The following is a 20,090-nucleotide window of genomic DNA, read 5'->3' as shown; positions in this document are numbered from 1 at the left end:
TGTTTTATCTGTGTGCCATTCTCACAAAAAAAAGTCGCCCCATAAGGACGACCTTCATATTTGAGTAAAATTTTCTAATTAGTTTCCAGCTTCTTTTTGAGCGTCGGCTTTCATTTTTTCATTTGCTGTAATAGCAAATTCTACACGACGGTTTTGACTTCTTCCTTCCACTGTACCATTGTCAGCAATTGGATCAGCAATTCCCATCCCTGTAATTGTAAAACGACTCGCTGCCAAACCTTTGCTTATTAAATATTTCTTTACAGAATTAGCACGCTCTCCTGAAAGTTTTAAATTATAATCAGCAGAACCTGTACTATCCGTATATCCAAAAATAGTAATATCAGTATCTGGATATTCATTAAAAACGGTAACTAATTTATCTAAGTTTGCTTTTGCAGAAGCTGTCAATGTAGATTTATTAGTATCAAATCGAACAGCATTTTCATTTAAAACTAATTTTATTCCCTCTCCTACACGTTCAACATCTGCTCCTGGAATAGCTTGGTCAATTTGTCTGGCTTGCTTGTCCATCTTGTTTCCAATAACACCACCGGCAACTCCACCAACTACTCCACCAATAACAGCTCCCATTGCTCCTTTTCCACCTTTACCAAGGTTATTTCCTAAGATCCCACCTAAAATAGCACCTCCAGCAGCTCCTATAGCCGCACCTCTTTGTGTTTTATTTGTATTTTTAATTGACTCACAACTAGCAAAAAGTGAACCCAACACCATGATAAATGCTAATGCTATAACTGATATATTTTTCATAACTTTCTTTTTTTAAATTATTTACTAAAACAAATTAGTTTACACGTTGAAATTGATAAACCACATCTGTTAATTTTCCCCCAACATCAATTTTGTCAATTAATTGAAAAGAACCCTCTGTTAAATTAGCCACACGTAATACATAACCATCTCTAACTTTTCTCGCTTTTTCACCAGCATCTAAGATTTTCAAAACCACTTCTCCGTTTGAATTTACAAACCAAGTAATAGGCGAACTAAAAACTGGGCAATCATATTTAGTTAAAGCCATTTCACCTTTGTTATTATTGGAAATAAACTTCCAAGTACTTCCTTCAAAACATTTCGAATCAGCTAATTGAAATGAATTTACTTTGATATAATTGGAACCTGGGTAAGTTACTGAACTAATAACCCAATTTCCTTTCATCCCTACCTGAGTTCCTCGGTCTAATTTAGTAGCTGTCACCGAAGAAGTTTTGCAAGAAAACAATGTTAATGCAAAAGCTGCAACTAAAAATATTTTTTTCATCGTTAATCGTTTTTATATTAAACTTAGATAAAGATACAATCTAAGTTTTTAGTATTTGTTTCATAATACCATTAATTTATTACAAAATTAAGACATAAGACATTTTGTCACCCTAAATCACATTGGTACTTTATTTGAAGAAAACTGTTTACAAAATGTAAAACATTCTAAAAAATTTTAAATATGACAACTGGAAAAATTAATGTATCAGTGGAGAATATTTTCCCACTAATTAAAAAGTTCTTATACAACGATCACGAGATCTTTTTACGTGAATTAATTTCGAATGGAACAGATGCAACATTAAAATTAAAACACCTTACTAACATTGGTGAAGCCAAAGTAGAATATGGAAACCCAATCCTTGAAGTTAAGGTAGACAAAGAAGGCAAAAAATTACACATCATCGACCAAGGAATTGGTATGACAGCCGAAGAGGTTGAAAAATACATTAACCAATTGGCTTTTTCTGGTGCTGAAGAATTCTTGGAAAAATACAAAGACACCGCAAAAGATTCGGGAATCATTGGACACTTTGGTCTTGGATTCTACTCGGCTTTCATGGTAGCTTCTAAGGTAGAAATCATCACCAAATCATACAAAGACGAACCAGCAGCACACTGGACTTGCGACGGAAGCCCAGAATTCTCTTTAGAACCAGCTGATAAAACAGAGCGTGGTACAGAGATTATCCTTCATATTGCTGATGATTCTTTAGAGTTCCTTGAAGACTACAAAATCAAAGAACTATTGAACAAATACAATAAGTTCATGCCTATTCCAATTAAATTTGGAACAAAAACAGAAACTTTACCTAAACCAGAAGACGCTCCAGAAGATTACAAAGCAGAAACGGTTGAAGTAGACAACATCATCAACAATCCAAATCCAGCTTGGACCAAACAACCTTCTGACTTAAATGAAGAAGATTATAAAGCTTTCTATCACGAATTGTATCCAATGCAATTTGAAGAGCCTTTATTCAATATCCACTTAAATGTAGATTATCCTTTCAACCTAACAGGAATCTTGTATTTCCCTAAATTAGGTGCCGATTTACAAATCCAAAAGGACAAAATCCAATTGTACCAAAACCAAGTGTTTGTTACAGATAATGTAGAAGGAATCGTTCCTGAATTCTTAATGATGCTTCGCGGAGTGGTGGATTCACCAGACATTCCTTTAAACGTTTCTCGTTCAGGATTACAGGCTGATGGTGCTGTGAAGAAAATTTCGAACTACATCACTCGTAAAGTAGCGGATAAATTGAAATCATTATTCAACGAAAACAGAGCCGATTTCGAATCAAAATGGAACGATATCAAAATCGTTTTAGAGTACGGAATGTTATCGGAAGATAAATTCTATGAAAAAGCAGGTGCTTTTGTATTGTACCCAACAGTAAATGACAAATACTATACGCTTGACGAATTAAAAGAAAACCTCAAAGACAAGCAAACCGACAAAGACGGAAAATTGGTTATTTTGTACGCAGGAAACAAAGAAGCACAACATGCTTACATTGAAACAGCCGAAGAAAAAGGATACGAAGTATTGCTTTTAGATTCGCCAATTATCTCGCATTTAATTCAAAAATTAGAAAACGACAATAAAGATCTAACTTTCGTTCGTGTAGATTCTGATCATATTGATAACCTAATCAAGAAAGAAGAAACTACAATTTCTAAACTTTCTGATGAAGAAAAAGAAAGTTTAAAAACATCTTTGGAGAACCTATATCCCTAAAACCTATACGGTTCAATTAGAAGCTTTAGACAGTCAGGCAGCACCATTTATCATCACGCAACCAGAATTCATGCGTAGAATGAAAGAAATGAGTCAAACAGGCGGTGGCGGAATGTTCGGAATGGGGAACATGCCAGAAATGTACAACTTGGTCGTGAACACTAATTCGCCTTTGGCAAGCACCATTTTAAACACTGAAGACAAAACTACTCAGGAAAGCCTTGTAAAACAAGCTTTAGACTTGGCTAAATTGTCACAAAACTTACTAAAAGGAGAAGCCTTAACTGCTTTTGTAAAACGTAGTTTTGAATTGATTAAATAAGCAGAGAACCCATTTTATAACATAAAATGGCGTGAATCGCTTATTCCGAACTTGTTTCGGAATCTCTATAAAATACAAATCCTGCTAGTGCAAACTGGCAGGATTTTTTTTTAGGAGCAGAAAGTTTGATATTCCATTAGTACTTCCCTCCCGCTATCCGTTACAATCTCTTGTGACGCTTTCGCTCTACAAGAGGATTTTCACTACTATCGGGGCTATAGATAGCTTTTCATTTCCAAAATAACTTTTATGAGAATATTTTTATATATTTAAATAAATTATTATCCTTATGAACCTTAAAGAATTAAAAGACGAAATTTCTAATACTATTGATAATTTAAAAAATCATGGGATTTTTCCAAAAGAAAATAACCATTATGATTATAAGTTTGAATTAAATTTCTTTGGATTAACTGATTCTATTGAAATTTTTATGAAAAATTTTGCGAAAGATATTTTATCATTTTCTAATTCAGAAGGAGGTATTGTATTACTCGGAATCAAAGAGAATAAGTCAACAGGACATTTAGAAGATGTTGGTTTAGACTCTAACAACTTTGATTTATTAACAAAAATTGATTTAAACTTAATTTCACAACAATTTGACAAGATTACTAAAACTGGTGTCGACTTAGATTTACAATCATTTCAATCTGGAACTAGAAAATTTTATTATTTGTTAATTGAAAAACAAAATCAAGTTATAATACCCATAAATGATTTTCCTGATTATAAATTAAAAAAAGGTGAAATTATTTATCGTGTTTCAGGTAAAAATGAAACCGCAAATTCTACAACACAAAATTTCAATCGTTTTTTACAAATAAAAGCTAATGAAAAAAATAAAGAATTCATGGAAATATGGTCAAAATTGCTTCCTGAAATGTTCGACATAAATCCTCGAGAAGTCTTAATATTAAATCCAAAAAACAATAAAGTATATGGATATAATTCTAAAGACAATTTACTTTCTAGTAGTGAAATTGATATTGACCAAACAGAAAATGGTGTATTTAATATTATTTTAAATGCAATTTCTGCAGGTGAAATAGGAAAAATTTCTAATGATGAAGGTAAACCAATCTATAAAATAGTTGGAGAAATAAAAAGTAAAACTCCCCGTGACTTTATATATTTTTCATCATTAATCGAAAAAGTAAAATCAAATTCAAACTTCAATTTCACATCAAATCAATTAAAATATGTCTTCAAATTTTTAAATTGGATATCGGATGAAAAACTTCCTATTGAAAATCCGGATGAATCAAAAATTAACTCAGAATTTAATCAATTTATATGGATTGAAACATTAGATACAACTCACAAAATAGTATTTTCAGAAAATGCAATTACACCATTAGTAGAAGCAATTAATGAAAAGAAAAACCATCAAACAATTTTTGGAAAATCATTACAATTAAAATCAAAAAAGAAATAATTTAATAACAAGAATTTGTAATCAGTGACCGTATTGAAAAGCAACTTTGTCGAAATACTGGATGAGATTGCTTCACTGCATTCGCAATGACAATAACCGCCTAGCTGGTCTTTGCGAGCGATAGCGAAGCAATCCCACTAAAAAGTGAAAAAAAACTAAAATACAATCATATCGCCAATAAAATAAAAACATGAAACCAGGATTTGTCTACATCATTACCAATAAATAACAAACGGTAGTTTATGTTGGTGTGACGTCAAATCTTCCACAAAGAATTATAGAACATAAAAACAAGAAATACCCAACATCATTTTCAGCCCGATACGATGTAAACATATTAGTTTACTATGAGCAATTTCAATGGATTGAAGATGCTATAGCTCGTGAAAAACAAATAAAAGCAGGTTCAAGAGCTGCCAAAAACAAATTGATTCAATCTATCAATCCAACATGGAATGATTTATTTGATGCTATTAAAGACATAATGACTGAATAATAATTATTTGTATTTTTAAAATCTATGCAGCAACGAGAAACAACTTTGAAGAAATACTAAATGATATTTCTCTTTCGTCAAAATGATAAGATTGAATTAAAACATTATTAAACACAAACCAAACAATCAATGAGTCTAAGAATATTTACAATTTTGACTTTTATTATTGGAATTGGACTATTTTCCTATTCATTAAGGTTACCTTATTACAAAGACCAAAAAGGTGCTAACAATTTACTCCACAATTCATACAAAATTGACAAAGACGAATACTACAAATTAGATTTAGAACTTAGAACAAGTAAAATAACATTAATGGACTTAGGGGCAGGAATTGTAATCGCTTCAGGTATTATTTTACTTTTTCTATTACTGACAAAAACTAAAACTTTATCCGATTTTAAAAACTTAAAAAGCCTTAACAAACTTTCAATTTTTGTAAGCACAAATCTTGTATGGCTATTGCTTATTCCTGGAACATTTTGGTATTATACGTTTCGTGCTGGACGAGGTGATTATCCTCCATTTGCAGACAGTATAGGAATCCCCATCTATACACAAATTCCATTTTTTTATGCTTAATTATTCCAATGAATCTTTTTATTCTTTTGACTACAATTAATATAACTTTACCAACAAAACTTTTTATAAAAGCAGACACTTACAGCAGAACTGTAATTTTATGGGAAATGTTTTTTGGTTTTTGGCTATTATTAAATCTTATATGCTTTATCGAATTTTTAATTGACGGAGATCACATCTCAATAATAGTAAATCTATTTTTCACATACATATTATTAAATTTAAGAGCAGGAAAAATAGCTAATACAAAAAATATAACTGATAATTTCTCTGCTGTTAGTTAGAATTTGGAATTCATTTTCTTAACAATGCGATTACTGAATAGCTTACAATGAATAAAACTACTGACAACTAAATAAAACCCAATGCTCGAAAAACCAACACTCTATTTTAAAAACGATTCTGAATGGAGAGCCTGGCTTCATGAAAACCATCAAACACACAAAGCGGTCTATCTGATTTTTTACAAAGTAGCCCACGAAGCAGAAAGTATGCGTTGGGAAGAAGCCGTAAAAGTGGCTATTTGCTATGGATGGATAGATTCCACTGTAAAAAAATTAGACGAGGACAGAAGAATCCAATTGTTTACTCCCAGAAAAGACAAAAGTGTTTGGTGTAAAGTCAACAAAAATTACATCGAAGAATTAATTGCTGCCAATCTAATGCACGAAAGCGGTTTGAAAAAAATTGAAACGGCAAAGAAAAATGGTTATTGGGAAAGTCTGGACGCCGTTGAAAATTTAGAAATCCCCGAAGATTTACAAATTGAATTCGATAAAAATCAAGAAGCATTTTCAAACTACAACAACTTTAGCAAAAGTTATAAAAAAGGCTATTTACATTGGTTAAACCAAGCCAAACGGTCAGCAACGCGACAAAGTAGAATTGCTCAAATTATTGATTTGTGCGAGCGAAATTGTAAAAGCAGATAGATATTAATTAACAATACAATTTGTCACAATGAACTTGTCGAAGTGTTTTTAACAAAGTCTTCGACAAAATCAGACTGACAACTCAACTTTTAAATTATGAACAAACTATCTCCAGAAGAAACTTCAACGTTATTAAAAACTTTACAAAACCGTTTTAAAAAAAACATCAAGCGTCATCCAGAATTAGATTGGAACAAAATCCAAACAAAACTGGAAGCTGATCCGAAAAAAATTATGGTCACTCAACCAAATGGAGCTCACAGAAGGAGAACCAGATGTCATTAGTTATGATTCTCAAACAGACGAATATACTTTTTGCGATTGCGCTGCTGAAAGCCCAAAAGGACGTAGAAGTCTTTGTTATGACAAACAAGCCTTAGATTCCCGAAAAGAAAACAAACCCAAAAACAATGTTCTGGATGTTGCTAAAGAAATGGGTGTTTCACTTTTAACAGAAGAAGAATATCGAGAATTACAAAAACTAGGAAATTTTGATAGTAAATCTTCAAGCTGGATTGAAACACCTGCTGCAATTCGAAAACTAGGTGGGGCCATTTTTGCTGATTTCCGTTATGACACTGTTTTTGTATATCATAATGGAGCCGAATCTTATTATGCTGCTAGAGGTTTTCGTGCTTCACTAAAAGTTTAACTATCTTCAAATTCTAAAAAAAAATTACTTTAAACTCAAATAAGCATTTCCTAAATACGCAATAATATCTGAAGCAATGAACGATTGAATCCCTGTTTGAGGGATTGCAATATCAGCGGTTAATCCGTGTAGATACACTCCTATTTTTGCAGCATCAATAGGTTTATACGATTGGGCTAACAAACTCGTAATAATTCCGGTGAGTACATCACCACTTCCTGCAGTGGCCAAAGCAGGATTTCCGGTTGTATTTTTGTAAATAGTGGTTCCATCAACGATATGAGTTGGCGCGCCTTTCATTACTACAATAACATTGTATTGCTTTGAAAACGAAATGGTTTTTTCAAACTTTTCATCTTCGGATTGCCAATTCCCAATCAATCGTTCCAATTCCTTAGGATGAGGCGTTAAAATCGTTTTTGACTGTAAATGACCCCATTCGGATTTGTTTTGAGACAAAATATTCAACGCATCTGCATCAATAACTAACGGAATTCTATTATTCCGAATAAATTCACAAACTGCTTTTTGGGTTTGCTGCTCTAGTCCTATTCCCGGACCAATCCCAATAGCATTGGGCTTAAAATCGAAATTGATATTTGAAATACATTTTTTCTTCTTATCAGTCAAAACCATCACTTCGGGAATCGCAATTTGCAGAATTTCATAACCACATCTTGGCACAAAAGCAGTCACTAAGCCACAGCCTGTTTTCAGAGCGGCTTTAGAAGACAAACATACAGCTCCTATTTTACCATAACTCCCACCTATGAGCAAAGCATGCCCCTGAATTCCTTTATGAGTAGTTACAGCAATGGTTTTATAGTGCTTTAAAATTTCGGCTTTATCTATTAAAATGGTCTGAAACATAATGCTGGATTTAGTGTAACCAAATCTAAATTAGTACTATTTTAAACAAAACTATACGAATATTTCAATTATTTTCTTAAAAAAAAGCATAGTTCAAAGCCTTACAAACTTTGACTTCTACACCTTTGTTACTCAAAATAAAAGCAATAAATTAGCACCATCAAACCTAACACATAAATCATAATGAAAAATACTGCGCTAACGCACATACATGAAGCTTTAGGAGCTAAAATGCTACCATTTGCTGGATACAATATGCCTATTACTTACGAAGGAGTAAATGCCGAACACGAAACAGTGCGCACTGCTGTTGGTGTTTTTGATGTGTCTCACATGGGTGAATTTTTCCTTTCTGGACCTAATGCTTTGGCATTGATCCAAAAAGTGACTTCAAATGATGCGGCTGTATTAACAGATGGAAGAGTACAATATTCTTGTTTACCAAACAATGATGGCGGTATTGTAGACGATTTATTGGTTTACAAAATTAAAGATGAAGAATATTTATTAGTAGTTAATGCTTCTAATATTGAAAAAGACTGGAATTGGATTTCATCTCACAACGATTTAGGTGTAGAAATGGTCAATCGTTCAGACGAGTACTCACTTTTGGCTATCCAAGGACCAAAAGCAGTTGAAGCTTTACAATCATTGACTTCAGTTGATTTAGCTTCTATCAAATATTACCACTTCACAATTGGAAACTTTGCAGGATTTGAAGATGTTATCATCTCTGCAACAGGATATACCGGAGCGGGTGGTTTTGAAATTTATTGCAAAAACGATCAGGCAGAAGCTATTTGGAACAAAGTTTTCGAAGCTGGAGCTCCTTTTGGAATCCAACCAATCGGATTAGCGGCTCGTGATACTTTACGTTTAGAAATGGGATTCTGTTTATACGGAAACGACATTAATGATAGTACTTCTCCAATTGAAGCAGGTTTAGGATGGATTACTAAATTCAACAAAGAATTTACGAATTCTGCTAATTTAAAAGCGCAAAAAGAAGCTGGAGTAAGTCGAAAATTAGTTGGTTTTGAAATGCAAGAAAAAGCAATTCCACGACATGATTACGAAATTGTAGATGCAAACGGAAACAACATCGGAATTGTAACTTCTGGAACTATGGCGCCTTCTTTAAACAAAGGAATCGGAATGGGATATGTAACTACCGAAAACAGTGCTTTAGATAGCGAAATCTTCATCCGCATCCGTAAAAAAGATGTAGCTGCAAAAGTGGTAAAAATGCCATTTTATAAAAACTAATTCTTTGAAAAAACAAGAATAATTGTAATTTTGCAGCGTTAAAAAAATTTAAAAATGGGAAGAGCATTTGAATTTAGAAAAGGAAGAAAAATGAAACGTTGGGCAGCTATGGCCAAAACGTTCACCAGAATTGGTAAAGATATCGTGATGGCTGTTAAAGAAGGCGGTCCAAATCCTGAAACCAATTCTAGATTAAGAGCCGTTATCCAAAATGCCAAGGCAGCCAATATGCCGAAAGACAATGTGGAACGTGCGATTAAAAACGCTTCTAACAAAGACACTGCCAACTATAAAGAAATATTATTCGAAGGATATGCTCCTCACGGAATTGCTATCCTTATCGAAACAGCTTCTGACAACAACAACAGAACGGTTGCCAATATTCGTAGCTATTTCAACAAATGCAACGGTACTATGGGAACGCAAGGTTCGGTAGAATTCATGTTCGACCACACTTGTAACTTCCGCATTCCAAAAGAAGGTTTAGACGCTGAAGAACTAGAATTAGAATTTATCGATTTTGGTGCAGAAGAAGTTTTTGAAGACGAGGACGGAATCTTAATCTATGCTCCTTTCAACAGCTTTGGAACTATCCAAAAAGAATTAGAAAACAGAGGTATCGATATCCTTTCTTCAGGTTTCGAAAGAATTCCTCAGATTACTAAAAAACTGAATGCAGATCAAATTGCTGACGTTGAGAAATTAATCGAAAAAATCGAAGAAGACGATGACGTAATGAACGTTTATCATACAATGGAAGAAGCAGAAGAATAATCTTCATCCAAAATAGTATATCAGAAAGAGTTTAGCAGCAATGTTAAACTCTTTTTTTATGGCGTTTCCGCGTTGCAGAAGGATAGTAAAAAATAGAAAACGAGTGCAGCAACGCGGTCGGGCTTTCCGCTGTATTCCCGATAAAAACTTCGACTAAAAAGCCTCGTTTTACTATCGGGAGATGCCGCTCCAATCCCTAACGCAAAACAACAAACAACAAACAATATTTATTTAACCGTTCTCCACGCCTTATTAAACAACGGATATTCATACGACAACATACAAATCCAGCCCACTAAACAAGCCAAAGCAATTCCTTCAATCCCAAAATACGGAGCCAGAATATAAGCAGAAATCACTCTTCCCAGCATTTGAGCAAAAGTAGCGTTCAAAGTAATTTTCATCTTCCCTAAACCTCTAAAATACCCCTGAATCACATTAGTAATTCCCGGCAGCATATAAAGAAACACCATCACCTTTAAATATTTTACCCCCTCAGTAACAACAGCAACGCCTTCATCCCCTAAAAACAACGAAATAAGCTCTTTGGAAAAGAAAAAAACAATCAGCATAACAAAAATAGAATACAGCACTTCCATTTTAAATCCGGTTCGAAAACCTCTTCTAATGCGGGCAAAATTTCCTTTTCCGTTGTTTTGAGCAATGAAACCGGTAGTACCATGCGCTATATTCTGCTGTACCACCATGACAAAATCATCAATTCTTGTTACGGCATTAAAAGCCGCAATGGAAACTACCCCAACGGATTTACCGCACCCTGAATTAAAAACTTACCCAAATGCAAAGTAATTTGCTGCATTGCCGCCACCGAACTATAATTAACAATTGTTCGCAACAAGCCTTTATCAAAAACAAAATCTTTTGAACTAAAACGCAAAATCGGAATTTGAAATCGCACATAAATAACACAAAACAAAGCAGCTATTGCTTCTGCTATAACAGTTGCCCATGCTGCTCCTGCTACACCTTTCTTTCAAACCACAACAAAAAGTAAATCCAAAACAACATTAAGTAATGCCGAAGCAATTAAAAAATAAAGTGAAGCTTTAGAATTACCCATACTCCTTAATGTAGAAGCATATATATGATAAATAAAGGTAAAGACAAGACCAATAAATATAATTTGAAGATATGTGGTAGCATCGTCTAAAATCGCTAAGGGAATATTTAAAAATAATAGAATAGTTTTGGAAAACAAAAAACCTAAAGCAACCAAAACCAATGTAAAAACTCCGCCAGCTATAAAGGAAGTAGAAACCACTCTTTTTAATTTGGTAAAATCCTGCTCACCAAAAAAACGCCCCATCAATACGGACATCCCTAAGCAAATTCCAATAATCAAAAAAAGAAGCACATTCATCACTGGGCTCGCTGCTCCCAAAGCCGCCAAAGCATTCGCACCAATATAACGCCCCACAATAATTGAATCGACTGCATTATAAGTAAGTACAAAAAAATTACCAATTATTAATGGCAAAGTAAAATGAATAATTTGTGGCACAATAGGTCCACGAGTCATATCAACAAGCTTCTTTTTATTCATTATTTCAAAATAAGCATTGATTCATCTAAACAAATATAAAACAAAAAACCCTATCCGGATTGGATAGGGTTTTTAAAGAAAGGCGACGACATACTCTCCCACAAAATGCAGTACCATCTGCGCAGGCGGGCTTAACTTCTCTGTTCGGGATGGGAAGAGGTGAGCCCCGCCGCAATAACCACCTTAAGGTTGTTCGTTGCTTGGGCAACTTTTAATCATTAATTATCAATTATAAATTGTTAATTATCAATTAAACAATATTTTAACATACTGAGATAAAGAATTTTAATTCATTTAGAAAGTTTCCTCCCCCGATTTACATCGGGGGAAAAGCGTACATAAGCTTACGGATTATTAGTACTACTCGACTATGACATTACTGCCTTTACATCTATAGCCTATCAACGTGGTCATCTCCCACGATCCTTAAAAGAAATCTCATCTTGTGGTGGGTTTCGCGCTTATATGCTTTCAGCGCTTATCCCTTCCAAACGTAGCTACTCTGCAGTGCCCCTGGCGGGACAACAGATACACTAGAGGTTTGTCCAATTCGGTCCTCTCGTACTAGAATCAGATCCACTCAAATTTCTAACGCCCACAGTAGATAGAGACCGAACTGTCTCACGACGTTCTGAACCCAGCTCGCGTGCCACTTTAATGGGCGAACAGCCCAACCCTTGGGACCTTCTCCAGCCCCAGGATGTGACGAGCCGACATCGAGGTGCCAAACCCCCCGTCGATATGAGCTCTTGGGGGAGATCAGCCTGTTATCCCCGGCGTACCTTTTATCCTTTGAGCGATGGCCCTTCCATGCGGAACCACCGGATCACTATGCTCTACTTTCGTACCTGATCGACCTGTATGTCTCTCAGTCAAGCTCCCTTATGCCATTGCACTCTTCGCACGGTTACCAAGCGTACTGAGGGAACCTTTAGAAGCCTCCGTTACTCTTTTGGAGGCGACCACCCCAGTCAAACTACCCACCAAGCAATGTCCCCCGCAGTGCGGGGTTAGGCCTCAGATAAACAAAGGGTTGTATTTCAACAATGACTCCACAACGCCTGGCGACGCCACTTCACAGTCTCCAACCTATCCTACACATCATTTATCCAAGGTCAATACTAAGCTATAGTAAAGGTGCACAGGGTCTTTTCGTCCCACTGCGGGTAAACGGCATCTTCACCGTTACTACAATTTCACCGAGCTCATGGCTGAGACAGTGTCCAGATCGTTACACCATTCGTGCAGGTCGGAACTTACCCGACAAGGAATTTCGCTACCTTAGGACCGTTATAGTTACGGCCGCCGTTTACTGGGGCTTCAATTCAATGCTTCTCCGAAGATAACATCTCCTCTTAACCTTCCAGCACCGGGCAGGTGTCAGGCCCTATACTTCATCTTACGATTTTGCAGAGCCCTGTGTTTTTGATAAACAGTCGCCTGGACCTCTTCACTGCGGCCCTGATTACTCAGGGCGACCCTTCTCCCGAAGTTACGGGTCTATTTTGCCTAATTCCTTAGCCATGAATCTCTCGAGCACCTTAGAATTCTCATCCCAACTACCTGTGTCGGTTTACGGTACGGGTACTAAATACCTGAAGTTTAGAGGTTTTTCTTGGAAGCCCTTAGGCGCACTATCACTTCAACCGAAGTCTCTGTGTACTATCGTATTTCACCAGTTCCTGCGCATTTAACTACAGGACCTATAGCTAGGTACTTTAACGAACTATTCCGTCAGTTCGCGGCGCTTTCATCACTCCGTCACCCCATCACAGTATTTAGTAGTACGGGAATATTAACCCGTTGGCCATCGACTATCCCCTTCGGGTTCGCCTTAGGTCCCGACTAACCCACAGCTGATTAGCATAGCTGTGGAAACCTTAGTCTTTCGGTGTGCGGGTTTCTCGCCCGCATTATCGTTACTTATGCCTACATTTTCTTTTCTAACCAGTCCAGCATGCTTTACAACACACCTTCAACCCTGTTAGAATGCTCCCCTACCACTTTGTATTACTACAAAATCCATAGCTTCGGTAATATGCTTATGCCCGATTATTATCCATGCTCGTCCGCTCGACTAGTGAGCTGTTACGCACTCTTTAAATGAATGGCTGCTTCCAAGCCAACATCCTAGCTGTCTGGGCAGACAAACCGCGTTCTTTCAACTTAGCATATATTTGGGGACCTTAGCTGATGGTCTGGGTTCTTTCCCTCTCGGACTTGGACCTTAGCACCCAAGCCCTCACTGCTGAGAAACATTATATAGCATTCGGAGTTTGTCAGGAATTGGTAGGCGGTGAAGCCCCCGCATCCAATCAGTAGCTCTACCTCTATATAACTTTATGCTCAGCGCTGCACCTAAATGCATTTCGGGGAGTACGAGCTATTTCCGAGTTTGATTGGCCTTTCACCCCTACCCACAGGTCATCCGAAGACTTTTCAACGTCAACCGGTTCGGTCCTCCACTGTGTGTTACCACAGCTTCAACCTGCCCATGGGTAGATCACACGGTTTCGCGTCTAACACTACTGACTAAAGCGCCCTATTCAGACTCGCTTTCGCTACGGATCCATACCTGAAGTACTTATCCTTGCCAGCAACGTTAACTCGTAGGCTCATTATGCAAAAGGCACGCCGTCACTTCACGAAGAAGCTCCGACCGCTTGTAAGCGTATGGTTTCAGGATCTATTTCACTCCGTTATTCACGGTTCTTTTCACCTTTCCTTCACAGTACTGGTTCACTATCGGTCTCTCAGGAGTATTTAGCCTTAGCGGATGGTCCCGCCAAATTCAGACAGGGTTTCACGTGCCCCGCCCTACTCAGGATACCACTATTCTTTACATTCATTACTTATACGAGGCTATCACTCTCTATGGCTCTACTTTCCAGTAAATTCTAATTCTTCATGCAAGAAATGTCGTGGTCCTACAACCCCAACATTGCCGTAACAACATTGGTTTGGGCTAATCCGCGTTCGCTCGCCACTACTTACGGAATCACTTTTGTTTTCTTCTCCTCCGCCTACTTAGATGTTTCAGTTCAGCGGGTTTGCCCACCTATCGGTGTACTATGTCTTCAACATAGTGGGTTGCCCCATTCGGATATCTACGGATCAAGTCTTGTGTGCAGATCCCCGTAGCTTTTCGCAGCTTATCACGTCCTTCTTCGCCTCTGAGAGCCTAGGCATCCCCCATACGCCCTTATTTTGCTTATTGTACTTATAATTATGCCTAATGATAAACATAATTACGTGTTCTTTCTACTTTTTTAATATTTTTATCTCAATATGTCAATGAACTTTAATCAGTTTTAAGATTTTTGTATTAAGTATTAAGACTTATCCTTATACTTTGTACTCTTATCTCTGTACTTCTTGGTGGAGAATAACGGAGTCGAACCGTTGACCTCCTGCGTGCAAGGCAGGCGCTCTAGCCAGCTGAGCTAATCCCCCGTATCTAGTTGTCAGTTAACAGTTATAAGTTAACAGTTTTTTGAAACGGTTCACTTTAAGTGTAACTCAACCTCTAAAATTTCCTATTTAAGTTTAAAAAGTAGTCCCGGGCAGACTCGAACTGCCGACCCCTACATTATCAGTGTAGTACTCTAACCAGCTGAGCTACGAGACTCTGTTTTTTACTTAAATTCTTTATTCTTTTTTTTAAATTAACAGCAAGAGTAATACAATCTTAATTTTTGACCTTTAGTACCTTTTCATCTTTATCCTTAGCCTGCACTTGGCTAAAACTAAGGCTCTAGAAAGGAGGTGTTCCAGCCGCACCTTCCGGTACGGCTACCTTGTTACGACTTAGCCCTAGTTACCAGTTTTACCCTAGGCAGCTCCTTGCGGTCACCGACTTCAGGCACCCCCAGCTTCCATGGCTTGACGGGCGGTGTGTACAAGGCCCGGGAACGTATTCACCGGATCATGGCTGATATCCGATTACTAGCGATTCCAGCTTCACGGAGTCGAGTTGCAGACTCCGATCCGAACTGTGACCGGCTTTATAGATTCGCTCCTGGTCGCCCAGTGGCTGCTCTCTGTACCGGCCATTGTAGCACGTGTGTAGCCCAAGGCGTAAGGGCCGTGATGATTTGACGTCATCCCCACCTTCCTCACAGTTTGCACTGGCAGTCTCGTTAGAGTTCCCGACATGACTCGCTGGCAACTAACAACAGGGGTTGCGCTCGTTATAGGACTTAACCTGACACCTCACGGCACGAGCTGACGACAACCATGCAGCACCTTGTAAATTGTCTTGCGAAAGTTCTGTTTCCAAAACGGTCAATCTACATTTAAGCCTTGGTAAGGTTCCTCGCGTATCATCGAATTAAACCACATGCTCCACCGCTTGTGCGGGCCCCCGTCAATTCCTTTGAGTTTCAGGCTTGCGCCCGTACTCCCCAGGTGGGATACTTATCACTTTCGCTTAGCCACTGAAGTTGCCCCCAACAGCTAGTATCCATCGTTTACGGCGTGGACTACCAGGGTATCTAATCCTGTTCGCTCCCCACGCTTTCGTCCATCAGCGTCAATCAATTAGTAGTAACCTGCCTTCGCAATTGGTATTCCATGTAATCTCTAAGCATTTCACCGCTACACTACATATTCTAGTTACTTCCTAATAATTCAAGTCTAGCAGTATCAATGGCCGTTCCACCGTTGAGCGATGGGCTTTCACCACTGACTTACTAAACCGCCTACGGACCCTTTAAACCCAATGATTCCGGATAACGCTTGGATCCTCCGTATTACCGCGGCTGCTGGCACGGAGTTAGCCGATCCTTATTCTTACGATACCGTCAAGACATTACACGTAATGTTGTTTCTTCTCGTACAAAAGCAGTTTACAATCCATAGGACCGTCATCCTGCACGCGGCATGGCTGGTTCAGACTTGCGTCCATTGACCAATATTCCTCACTGCTGCCTCCCGTAGGAGTCTGGTCCGTGTCTCAGTACCAGTGTGGGGGATCTCCCTCTCAGGACCCCTACCCATCGTAGCCATGGTAAGCCGTTACCTTACCATCTAGCTAATGGGACGCATGCTCATCTTTCACCGTTGGAACTTTAATAGTGGTTTCATGCGAAACTGCTATACTATGAGGTATTAATCCAAATTTCTCTGGGCTATCCCTCTGTGAAAGGTAGATTGCATACGCGTTACGCACCCGTGCGCCGGTCTCTGCCGATAAATCGGCATACCCCTCGACTTGCATGTGTTAAGCCTGCCGCTAGCGTTCATCCTGAGCCAGGATCAAACTCTTCATCGTATATTGTTTGAACTTATAAAAGTTCTTGTTTTATATTGACTCCAAGTTACTATCGGTTTATTCAAATCTCGCGATTCTATTACTCTTATTTTTTTTGTCCCGTTTTTAAAACGAGACGGCTGTCAATTCAATATGTCTAGGAACGTGTCTTTTTGTTTTTCGCTTGTCTCTCAAAGCGGCTGCAAAACTACAACTTATTTCTTTACTCACAAGAAAAATTTAAAGTTTTTTTTTCGATTTATTTACCGAAACTTAACTCCTTTTCTCTTGTCAATATCTCAAATAACTTTGCGTGTTTTACGGGGTGCAAATGTAAATCGCTTTTTCAAATCTCACAAGCTTTTTTCAAACTTTTTTTTCAAACTTTCGTCCGAATCATTCTTCTTAGCCTGCCAGTATTTAATAGAACGTTTTCGCTGTTGCGGGTGCAAAAGTAGAACCTTTATTCGATTAAACAAGACCTTTTTGAAACTATTTTTGGTTTATTTTTTAATCAACTGATAACATGAAGTTTAATTTTTAAGAAATTTTCGGTTTTGTAGGAATTTGGAGTTTAAGACATTACTTTAACCGCAAAGAGCGGAAAGTTTCTTAGCAAAGAACACTAAGAAAAAACAGATATTACTATACTTCATAGTAGAAAAGGAGATTTTAAACACATAAGTCACTTAAGAAAACTAAAGAACACAAAGGATTTTACATTATATAACTGTAGAAACAGCATTTTAAGCAACTGCCCTAGCCCTGATAGAAATGGAAATCCTTATTGTTTTTTTCTTTAAAAACAATAAGATTGAAATGAATAGCGGGAAATAGCTCCTGAAAAACACACCTATACACAATAACCAAAAAGAAACACACTATACTATAATATATATTGTATGTATTTTTTGAATACTATATATTTGCAATCTCAAAATTAAACTAACAATGATTAAGATTACTTTGCCCGATGGGTCAGTTAGAGAGTTTGCACAAGGCACAACTCCAATGGATGTTGCTAAAAGCATTAGCGAAGGATTTGCAAGAAATGTAATTTCAGCTTCTTTCAATGGTACAACTATTGAAACAGTAACACCACTAACAACCGACGGCAGTCTTATATTATATACCTGGAACGATCTGGAAGGTAAAAAAGCTTTCTGGCATTCTACTTCGCATGTAATGGCTCAAGCATTAGAAGAAATGTTCCCAGGAATCAAATTAACTCTTGGACCTGCTATTGCTAACGGATTCTATTATGACGTAGATTTTGAAGACCAAAAAATAACTGAAGCTGATTTCAAGAAAATCGAAGACAGAGTCCTTGAAATTTCTAGAGGTAAACACGAATTTAAACTAAGACCTGTTTCCAAGGCTGAAGCATTAGAGTTATACAAAGACAATGTTTACAAAACTGAGTTGATTACGAATTTAGAAGACGGAACAATAACTTTTTGTGACCACGATACCTTTACCGACTTATGTAGAGGCGGACATATCCCAAATACAGGACTTATCAAAGCCATGAAAGTCATGAGTGTTGCTGGTGCTTATTGGAGAGGTGATGAAAAAAACAAACAATTAACAAGAGTTTATGGTGTTTCATTTCCAAAACAGAAAGACCTAACAGAATATTTAGAATTATTAGAAGAAGCGAAACGTCGCGACCACAGAAAACTGGGCAAAGAGTTAGAATTATTTGCTTTTTCTCAAAAAGTGGGTCAAGGCTTACCTTTATGGCTACCTAAAGGAGCTGCTTTAAGAGACCGATTAGAGCAATTCTTAAAAGAGCTCAAAAAAAAGCAGGTTATGAGCAAGTTGTTACTCCTCATATTGGTCAAAAAGAACTATATGTTACTTCTGGTCATTATGCGAAATATGGCGCGGACAGCTTCCAACCCATAAATACTCCAGCAGAAGGCGAAGAGTTCTTATTAAAACCTATGAACTGTCCTCACCACTGTGAGATTTACAACACAAGACCTTGGTCATACAAAGATTTACCAAAACGTTACGCTGAATTTGGTACTGTTTACAGATACGAGCAATCAGGGGAATTACACGGATTAACACGTGTACGCGGATTTACTCAGGATGATGCTCACATTTTTTGTACTCCGGAACAATTAGACGACGAGTTCAAAAAAGTAATCGACCTTGTATTATATGTCTTTGGTTCATTAGGATTTGAAAACTTCACTGCTCAGGTTTCATTAAGAGATCCAGAAAACAGAGAAAAATACATAGGAACAGACGAAAACTGGGAAAAAGCTGAGAATGCTATTATTAATGCTGCACGTGACAAGGGATTAAATACTGTTGTCGAATACGGTGAAGCAGCTTTCTACGGACCTAAACTGGATTTCATGGTAAAAGATGCTTTAGGGAGACAATGGCAATTAGGAACAATCCAAGTTGACTACAACCTTCCAGAGCGTTTTGAACTAACATACAAAGGATCAGACAATGAACTTCACCGACCAGTGATGATTCACCGTGCTCCTTTTGGTTCTATGGAACGCTTCATAGCAATTTTACTAGAACACACAGCAGGAAATTTCCCCTTATGGTTAATGCCAGAACAGGCTATAATCTTGTCTTTGAGCGAGAAATATGAAAATTATGCCAAAAAAGTTTTAGATTTGCTAGAAAATCACGAAATTCGCGGGCTAATTGACAACCGAAACGAAACAATTGGTAAAAAAATCAGAGATGCGGAGTTGCAAAAAATCCCATTTATGCTGATTGTTGGAGAGGAAGAGGAGAAAAACGGAACAATTTCTATACGCCGCCAAGGTCAAGAAGGAAAAGGAAACATCAGCGTTACAATTGAAGAATTTGTCAGAATTGTAAACGAAGAAATAAACAAGACATTAAAAGTATTTACTGTTTAACTTAAATTTTATAGC

At 37.2% G+C, this 20,090-nt stretch carries 11 protein-coding genes, 2 tRNA genes, 3 rRNA genes and 4 pseudogenes; 9 read left to right on the top strand and 11 right to left on the bottom strand.

All coding sequences use genetic code 11. From position 1 onward, the window contains the following. Positions 1-78: 78 nt before the first annotated feature. The gene (locus P5P90_RS13665; RefSeq protein ID WP_278035169.1) at positions 79-774 is read right to left on the bottom strand and encodes a YiaD family glycine zipper/OmpA-like lipoprotein; all 696 of its coding nucleotides are present in this window, start codon (positions 772-774) and stop codon (positions 79-81) included. Positions 775-808: 34 nt separating this feature from the next. After that, complete coding sequence (locus P5P90_RS13660) at positions 809-1,285, bottom strand: lipocalin family protein (protein ID WP_278035168.1); 477 nt, start codon at positions 1,283-1,285, stop codon at positions 809-811. Positions 1,286-1,468: 183 nt separating this feature from the next. Between P5P90_RS13660 and htpG the strand changes: the two are divergent. The 6 genes and pseudogenes from htpG to P5P90_RS13630 all read left to right on the top strand — a co-directional run bounded on the left by htpG (position 1,469) and on the right by P5P90_RS13630 (position 7,453). After that, a pseudogene (gene htpG, locus P5P90_RS13655) lies at positions 1,469-3,353 on the top strand (molecular chaperone HtpG). A gap of 289 nt (positions 3,354-3,642) precedes the next feature. Continuing rightward, entirely contained in the window at positions 3,643-4,791 is a 1,149-nt protein-coding gene (locus P5P90_RS13650) for an ATP-binding protein (RefSeq protein ID WP_278035167.1), read from the top strand. A 247-nt stretch (positions 4,792-5,038) separates the two neighbouring features. Then, positions 5,039-5,287, top strand: a pseudogene (locus P5P90_RS13645) (GIY-YIG nuclease family protein); the annotation flags it as partial. Positions 5,288-5,416: 129 nt separating this feature from the next. Next, positions 5,417-5,869 (top strand): hypothetical protein, encoded by a 453-nt coding sequence (locus tag P5P90_RS13640; RefSeq protein WP_278035165.1) that lies wholly within the window; start codon positions 5,417-5,419, stop codon positions 5,867-5,869. A 365-nt stretch (positions 5,870-6,234) separates the two neighbouring features. Then, positions 6,235-6,801, top strand: coding sequence for a YdeI/OmpD-associated family protein (locus P5P90_RS13635; protein ID WP_278035164.1), 567 nt, complete (start codon positions 6,235-6,237; stop codon positions 6,799-6,801). A gap of 96 nt (positions 6,802-6,897) precedes the next feature. Further along, positions 6,898-7,453 (top strand): annotated as a pseudogene (locus P5P90_RS13630) (DUF4256 domain-containing protein). 24 nt (positions 7,454-7,477) lie between these two features. On the opposite strand, the gene P5P90_RS13625 reads toward P5P90_RS13630, so the two are convergent. Next, entirely contained in the window at positions 7,478-8,323 is an 846-nt protein-coding gene (locus P5P90_RS13625; RefSeq protein WP_278035163.1) for an NAD(P)H-hydrate dehydratase, read from the bottom strand. 183 nt (positions 8,324-8,506) lie between these two features. Between P5P90_RS13625 and gcvT the strand changes: the two genes are divergently transcribed. Beyond that, complete coding sequence (gene gcvT, locus P5P90_RS13620) at positions 8,507-9,589, top strand: glycine cleavage system aminomethyltransferase GcvT (protein ID WP_278035162.1); 1,083 nt, start codon at positions 8,507-8,509, stop codon at positions 9,587-9,589. A 54-nt stretch (positions 9,590-9,643) separates the two neighbouring features. Beyond that, positions 9,644-10,363 (top strand): YebC/PmpR family DNA-binding transcriptional regulator, encoded by a 720-nt coding sequence (locus P5P90_RS13615; protein ID WP_278035161.1) that lies wholly within the window; start codon positions 9,644-9,646, stop codon positions 10,361-10,363. 227 nt (positions 10,364-10,590) lie between these two features. On the opposite strand, the gene P5P90_RS13610 is transcribed toward P5P90_RS13615, so the two are convergent. The 8 genes from P5P90_RS13610 to P5P90_RS13575 all read right to left on the bottom strand — a co-directional run bounded on the left by P5P90_RS13610 (position 10,591) and on the right by P5P90_RS13575 (position 17,199). Continuing rightward, a complete protein-coding gene (locus P5P90_RS13610) occupies positions 10,591-11,085 on the bottom strand; it encodes an MATE family efflux transporter (RefSeq protein ID WP_479724213.1) in 495 nt (164 codons plus the stop codon). A 32-nt stretch (positions 11,086-11,117) separates the two neighbouring features. Further along, positions 11,118-11,261 (bottom strand): hypothetical protein, encoded by a 144-nt coding sequence (locus P5P90_RS13605; RefSeq protein ID WP_278035159.1) that lies wholly within the window; start codon positions 11,259-11,261, stop codon positions 11,118-11,120. 96 nt (positions 11,262-11,357) lie between these two features. Continuing rightward, positions 11,358-11,927, bottom strand: a complete 570-nt coding sequence (locus P5P90_RS13600; protein ID WP_278035158.1) for an MATE family efflux transporter — start codon at positions 11,925-11,927, stop codon at positions 11,358-11,360. 77 nt (positions 11,928-12,004) lie between these two features. Further along, positions 12,005-12,113, bottom strand: a 5S ribosomal RNA gene (gene rrf, locus P5P90_RS13595). A gap of 148 nt (positions 12,114-12,261) precedes the next feature. Continuing rightward, a 23S ribosomal RNA gene (locus tag P5P90_RS13590) occupies positions 12,262-15,144 on the bottom strand. Positions 15,145-15,303: 159 nt separating this feature from the next. After that, positions 15,304-15,380 (bottom strand) — tRNA-Ala (locus P5P90_RS13585). Between the two features lie 101 nt (positions 15,381-15,481). Continuing rightward, positions 15,482-15,555 (bottom strand) — tRNA-Ile (locus P5P90_RS13580). A 130-nt stretch (positions 15,556-15,685) separates the two neighbouring features. Beyond that, positions 15,686-17,199, bottom strand: a 16S ribosomal RNA gene (locus P5P90_RS13575). The 16S, 23S and 5S rRNA genes sit together here with 2 tRNA genes alongside, the layout of an rRNA operon. A 930-nt stretch (positions 17,200-18,129) precedes the next feature. On the opposite strand from P5P90_RS13575, the pseudogene thrS reads away from it, so the two are divergent. Next, positions 18,130-20,075: pseudogene (thrS, locus tag P5P90_RS13570) on the top strand (threonine--tRNA ligase). Positions 20,076-20,090: the final 15 nt, after the last annotated feature.

The sequence above is a fragment of the Flavobacterium nitratireducens genome (assembly GCF_029625335.1).
Classification (GTDB): Bacteria; Bacteroidota; Bacteroidia; order Flavobacteriales; family Flavobacteriaceae; genus Flavobacterium; species Flavobacterium nitratireducens.
The sequence above is the reverse complement of the archived record's forward strand: the minus strand, read 5'-3'. Positions and strand labels throughout refer to the sequence as shown.